7 protein-coding genes are annotated in these 6,104 nt (G+C 59.7%); 5 read left to right on the top strand and 2 right to left on the bottom strand.

Going from position 1 to position 6,104, the window contains the following annotated elements:
- Positions 1–2: 2 nt before the first annotated feature.
- Positions 3–878, top strand: a complete 876-nt coding sequence (locus BG457_RS12190) for a recombinase family protein (protein ID WP_245771001.1) — start codon at positions 3–5, stop codon at positions 876–878.
- Positions 879–956: 78 nt separating this feature from the next.
- Here the strand turns inward: BG457_RS12190 and BG457_RS12185 are convergent, their stop codons facing one another.
- Both BG457_RS12185 and BG457_RS12180 read right to left on the bottom strand, forming a co-directional pair.
- Entirely contained in the window at positions 957–1,352 is a 396-nt protein-coding gene (locus BG457_RS12185) for a PIN domain-containing protein (RefSeq protein ID WP_071797434.1), read from the bottom strand.
- Positions 1,342–1,569: an AbrB/MazE/SpoVT family DNA-binding domain-containing protein gene (locus BG457_RS12180; RefSeq protein WP_071797433.1), complete on the bottom strand. Its 228-nt coding sequence runs from the start codon at positions 1,567–1,569 to the stop codon at positions 1,342–1,344. Before BG457_RS12180 ends, BG457_RS12185 begins: the two co-directional genes overlap by 11 nt.
- Positions 1,570–1,797: 228 nt before the next feature.
- Here BG457_RS12180 and repA point away from each other — a divergent pair, with 228 nt between their 5' ends.
- The 4 genes from repA to BG457_RS12160 form a co-directional block, all read left to right on the top strand.
- Positions 1,798–2,982, top strand: coding sequence for a plasmid partitioning protein RepA (gene repA, locus BG457_RS12175; protein ID WP_071797432.1), 1,185 nt, complete (start codon positions 1,798–1,800; stop codon positions 2,980–2,982).
- A complete protein-coding gene (gene repB / locus BG457_RS12170; protein WP_071797431.1) occupies positions 2,982–3,974 on the top strand; it encodes a plasmid partitioning protein RepB in 993 nt (330 codons plus the stop codon). The genes repA and repB overlap by 1 nt, the downstream gene beginning before the upstream one ends.
- Positions 3,975–4,156: 182 nt before the next feature.
- Positions 4,157–5,368 carry a plasmid replication protein RepC gene (repC, locus tag BG457_RS12165; RefSeq protein WP_071797430.1) on the top strand — a complete coding sequence of 404 codons (1,212 nt, stop codon included), beginning with the start codon at positions 4,157–4,159 and terminating at the stop codon, positions 5,366–5,368.
- 178 nt (positions 5,369–5,546) lie between these two features.
- Positions 5,547–6,104: ParB/RepB/Spo0J family partition protein (locus tag BG457_RS12160; RefSeq protein ID WP_175546791.1), on the top strand; the 558-nt coding region annotated here is incomplete at its 3' end.

Below are 6,104 nucleotides of genomic sequence, written 5' to 3'. Positions count from 1 at the left end.
TGATCGGCTATGCCTGCCTCTCGACCAAAGATCACACCCCCCTGCCCCAGTCGCAGGCCCTGAAACCCGCAGCCTGCGTTGAGATTCATGAAGAACAGGCCTCGGGCGGAAATCGCGCGCGGTCGGTGCTGGCGCGGGTATTGGAACGGATCGGCAAGGGCGATACGCTGGTGGTGATGCGCATTGACCGTCTTGCCCGCTCATTATCGCATCTGCTGGAGGTGATCGAGCGGCTGGAGGCGAAGGGCGCCTTCTTTCGTTCCATTCAGGACCCGATCGACACCGCATCCCCGCAAGGCAAGTTCACGCTGCAGGTCCTGGGTGCCGCAGCCGAGTTCGAGCGCGCCCTGATCCGCGAACGCACCAAGGCAGGCTTGACAAGTGCCCGGACGAAGGGCCGCATCGGCGGCAATCCGGGCCTGCGGGCCCGGGATCCGGCGGCGCTGCGCAAGGTGCGCTTGGCACGGCAGAACAGCTACATGGAGCGACTGAACGAGACGGCGCAGGACTGGGTGCCCCATGTCCGCCGCCTGCGGCCCGAGTTGGCTTGGGAAGATGTGGTGCGCATCATCAATGGTCCCTTGCCCGATGATCGGCGCTGGACGCAAAGCCGCTTGCTGCGCGCCGTGAAGGCTTATGTACGCGATGGGTTCCTGGAGGAAACCGTGCTGGGCCGCGCCGGTCGCCGCGAGACGGACGACCGCCTGCCAGCCATCGTCGCCGGAATCAAGGGAGCGAACCCGGAGATCACGCTGCAGGAGATCTGCGCCAGGCTCGAGAAGATGCGGGAGCGGACGCCGCGTGGGCGGACAAGCTGGCAGCCGTCATCTGTGAAGATGTTGTTGGAGCGGGCTGAGCGGCTTGGGCTGCTTGAGTAGCCGAGCTACCTTGCAAATGCTCCACGACATGGAAGGATTACAAGGCTTTGGTCAGCGCCATGCTCAGAATCTGTCCGCTCACGCAAAGGGGTTGATGATGCGAAGCTGGCCTTCCACCAGCAGGCCATCTTGCATGTCCTCGCTCCACAGCGTGGTGCAGCCCGCTACCAAAGCGCTGGCCACGATCATCGCATCGTAGATCGAGAAGCCGTAACGTTCCGCCAAGGCGCGGCCCACGTCATGGGTCTGAAGGGTCAGATCTTCGACGGGGCACAAGGCGCGAACGCCCTCGAGAAACGCCCCTGCTTCCTCCCAACTGAGGCCAGCCTTGCGGCGACAGTTCACCAGCGTCTCGTTCAGGACCTGAACGCTGATCCGGGGCCCCTGCCCCAGGATAACCTCGGCGCGATCAGCCTTCGGGCTGTCTTCGAGCAGGTAAAGGACAACATTGGTGTCCGCGAATTCAGCGCTCATGCGCTTCGTCGCGGCTCAGGCGGTCTGCGGCAGGAAGTTTACCCCGGAAGCGGCGAAGACCCGTGAGCACTTCATCCGCACGCGCCAGCCGACGGACTCTTACATGGCCGTCATCCTTGACCAAGTCGATCTGATCGCCTTCCTTGAGGCCAAGCTCCCGAACAAGCTCAGCGGGCAAGCGGACGGCCAGCGAGTTGCCCCATTTTGCGACCTGCATTGTAGCCTCCTGAGCGGATATACGTCTTTCTATGTATATCAGACTGCTTGCATGGGCAAGCCCGCGCTCGCACTTAAGCTCTTCTTGTGAGTCACAAAGCGGCTGACACCAGATTTAGAAAGTGCTTGCACGAATCTAGTTGGTCAGGCAATAGTCACGGAAAAGGGCGACTAAACGCCGAAATCCGTGAACACGCCCCAGATAGAAAACAGGGTGGCGCGAGGACAGATGAGCAGAACCGATACACATGAAGACCTGAACGCCGTGATCCGTCAGCACTCTGAGTTGCTGGCGGCGCAACTGCATTCGCAGCGTGAGAGCCTGTTTCCGCCTGATGCGTCCAAGACTATGCGCAAATTCACCTCTGGGGAAGCTGCATCTCTGTTGGGCGTCAACGACTCATATCTCAGAAAGCTCCACTTGGATGGCAAGGGGCCATCCCCAGAAATCTCATCGGGGAACCGGCGGCACTACTCTGCTGACGACATCCATAGCCTGCGGGTTCTGCTAGAGAAAACCGCGCGCAAACCCGGAGACTACTTGCCTGGTCGACGCGCAGGCGATCATCTGCAGATCATCGGCGTGATGAACTTCAAGGGCGGATCCGGAAAGACGACCTCCTCGGCGCATCTCGCGCAACGGTTGGCCCTCAAGGGGTACCGTGTCCTGGCGATCGACCTTGATCCGCAGGCTTCGATGACGGCCCTACATGGGGTTCAGCCGGAGTTCGACTTGATGAATGGTGGCACGCTCTACGACGCGATTCGTTATGAAGAGCCGGTCCCGATCGCAGAGGTTATCCGAAAGACTTATATCCCGAATCTCGACCTGATTCCCGGCAACCTTGAACTCATGGAGTTCGAGCACGAGACACCGCGGGCACTTTCTCGCGGCAACGCGGGGTTGTTCTTCTTTCGCGTAAAGGAGGCGCTAGCGCAGGTCGATGAGCGTTACGATGTGGTCGTGATTGACTGCCCGCCACAGCTTGGCTTTCTGACCATGTCCGCGCTGTCTGCTGCGACGGGGGTTCTCGTGACGATCCATCCGGAGATGCTCGACGTGATGTCGATGAGCCAGTTTCTCCGAATGACCGCTGACCTGATGGACGTCATCGCCGATAGTGGGGCCGACATGTCGCATGACTGGATGCGCTATCTCTTGACCCGCTACGAGCCGACGGACGCGCCACAGAACCGCATCGTCGCCTTCCTGCGGACGATGTATGGCGACAAGGTCCTGAACGCGCCGATGCTCAAGTCGACGGCCATCTCGGATGCCGGTCTGACCAAGCAGACCCTGTACGAGGTCGAACGGAGTGCCTTCACAAGGACGACCTATGATCGGGCAATCGAAAGCTTGAATGCTGTCAACGACGAGATTGCCCAGCTCATCCAGAAGACTTGGGGGCGTTGATGAGCGACAGCAAGAAAAAGCGCATGACCATGCTCGACAGCCTCGCAGCGGCGGGCACACCCCCTGCCCCGGGCAACATGATGTCCAGCAATCGGGCGCTTCGCTCGGCGCGCGACGCTGTGGATGCTCACCATGTATGGGAACTTGATCCGGTCGAGATCCAGGACGAGAGGTATTCAGATCGCCTCGATCCCAAGGATGTGAATGATCTGCGCGCGTCGATCGAGCAGAACGGCCAGACCGTCCCTATTCTTGTAAGGCGCCACCCGACCGAGACCAATCGCTATCTCCTCGTATATGGACGCCGCCGTCTCGAGGCCATTCGTGCCTCCGACAAGGTCAATAAGGTGCGAGCGCTTATCGCGAACCTGGACGATACAGCTGCGCTGCGCGCCCAAGTTTCCGAAAACACTGGAAGGCGCGACCTTAGCTACATCGAACGCGCCCTTTTCGCGCTGGAGCTTCTCGACAGCGGCTTTGGCTCGCAGGCTCAGATTGCGGAAGTGCTGAATGCGACCCGTTCTGCGGTGTCGATGTCGATCTCGGTTGCCAAGGCGATCGGGACTGCTTTGGCGCAAGCGATCGGATCGGCTCACGGCATCGGGCGCCCCAGATGGGAATCGCTGGCAAAGGAACTCTCCGACGCCGGCATGGATGTGGAGGAGCTTTGCCGGGTTGCGAGTGATGCCCGTGGCAAAGCGGCTGCACGCGAACAGGCCGAAGAGGAGCCCCAGGTTGACCCTTCGGTCGCGGCGTTTGAAGCCGTTGCTCGCCATGTGAAAAAGACCAAAGGTCCTTCTCTTGGCAAGAAACCAAGATCGAAAACGACGCCCTTATTGATCAATGGTGCGCCTGCGGGCGCCATCAAGAGGTCAGCCCGAGCACTCAGGCTGGATCTTACGGATGTGGACGATGCCTTTGCGCAGTGGCTCAACGCCCATGCGCAGGACGTCCTCGAAGAGCTTCATGATCGCTGGAAACGCGAGCCATGAAGAGAGGCAGAGCAGCAACAAAAAGGAGGCACGGTACAGGCTAAAGAAAAGGTCCCGCAAAGCTTGCGCTCCACGAGACCCCAACTTTGATCTTAGCACTTTCAAGGTAGTGGGCCAGCGCGCAAACCGCAAGTCATATCTGATTCGCGGAACAGATTTTCTATGCCTTCGTGAATGAAATCATGGAGTACACACCAATTTCGCCGTTTATGCGGCCGATATCGCATGCCCATCTACGCGTGATTGAGCGTGCTGAGGCGTCTGTTCCCGGCAAGCCCGTCAACAAGTGGCAGCTCTTGCGCGAGCTGTCCAAGGCACAGGCCGCCTTTGGGGTTTCCGAGCGCGATCTGACGGTTCTGCAGGGGCTTCTCAGCTTCTTTCCGGACGATGCGCTTGGCGGGAATGCCGAGATGGTCGTCTTCCCGTCCAACAAGGCGATCTGCGAGCGGCTGAACGGTATGCCCTGCTCTACCATGCGTCGCCATCTTGCCCGTCTGGTGGACGCTGGCTTGCTTATCCGGCGCGATAGTCCCAATGGGAAGCGCTATGTCCGCAAGCATGGTGAAGATCGCGTAGCCTTCGGCTTCGACCTCTCGCCACTCTATTGCCGGTCCGAGGAGGTCGCGCGGGCTGCAGAGGTTGTGCGCGCGGCAGAAGACCGTGTTCGGCGACTGCGGGAGGTCGTGAGCCTCATGCGGCGCGATCTCGCGGCCCTGGCGGAGTTCGGCGAGGAAATCCAGCCAGGCCTTGGGCTCTGGGATCAGCTCCGCCACACTGCCGCCGTGATAGCACGGGCCCTTCGCCGTAAGCTCACCCTTGAGGACCTCTCGGCCCACCGTGCCAACCTTGAAGCCTGTCTCGATCAGGCACGCAACGTCATTGATGGTCCTGAAACAGAAGAAATGAACACCAATGATGCCCGTTTTGAGCGTCACCATCATAATTCAAATAAGGACTCTATAGATTTTGAACCTGCCTTAGAAAAAGGCAAGGGCGCGGCCGATGTGCGAGAAAATGATATGGAAGCACCTGTTGCCGACGTAGAGGAGGCGGGCACAAGACCCTTACCAAAGATCCCGCTCCATCTGGTGATCGCAAGCTGCCCGTCGCTTAAAACCTTCTACCAAGGCGAGGTCAGGCACTGGCATCAACTCTTCGACGCTGCATGCCATGTTCGCCCTGCGATGGGGATCAGTGCATCCGCCTGGGAAGAAGCGCAGTGCTTCATGGGACCCGAGCAAGCCTCGATTGTTGTCGTCGCAATGCTGGAACGCTTTGCCGACATCAGATCGCCCGGCGGATACCTCCGTGCGCTGACTTCCAAGGCGGCTGCGGGCGAGTTCTCTTGCGGGCCGATGGTCATGGCGCTGATGTCTCAGCGGACTGCGGCATGATGTTCACAGCTGTGAACATTCTCTTTGTCGGCTGTCCGATCAACGAAGTTCACAGCTGTGAACTCCCCGCACCGCCCGATGATCAAGCGACAGATAGAGTGAAAGGAGTGTTGGTTTGAGGGTGACGGGAAGTGAGATCGGGAGAGTGGCTTCCGACGCCCGTCGTGGAGAAGACCTGATGGCGAAATCTGCCTCGAAAATCACCCTGTCCGTATCCAAGGACATCCCTTTCGACAAGCTGATGCTCAGCCAGTCCAATGTGCGGCGCATCAAGGCTGGCGTGTCGGTTGAAGAACTGGCCGAGGATATCGCGCGGCGCGGCCTGTTGCAGGGCTTGAGCGTACGAGCGGTGTTGAATGACGATGGCTCTGAGACCGGCCTGTATGAAATCCCCGCGGGCGGGCGGCGGTTTCAGGCCCTGGCTTTGCTGGTGAAGCAGAAGCGGCTGGCCAAGACAGCACCCATTCCCTGCATTCTGCGCGAAGCTGGCTCTGACATCCTGGCGGAAGACGATTCACTGGCTGAGAATATGCAGCGCGTCGCGTTGCATCCGCTTGATCAGTTCCGTGCCTTCGTGGCTTTGCGCGAGAAGGGTCAAGGCGATGAAGCGATTGCCGCGGCCTTCTTCGTGACGCCGCAAGTCGTGAAGCAGCGGTTGAAACTTGCAGCCGTGGCCCCTACCCTGTTGGATGTCTATGCCGAAGATGGCATGACCCTTGAGCAGCTCATGGCATTT

It is taken from the genome of Natronohydrobacter thiooxidans (assembly GCF_001884735.1).
GTDB lineage: Bacteria > Pseudomonadota > Alphaproteobacteria > Rhodobacterales > Rhodobacteraceae > Roseinatronobacter > Roseinatronobacter thiooxidans_A.
Note: the sequence above shows the minus strand (reverse complement) of the source record. Positions and strands in the feature narration are given on the sequence as shown.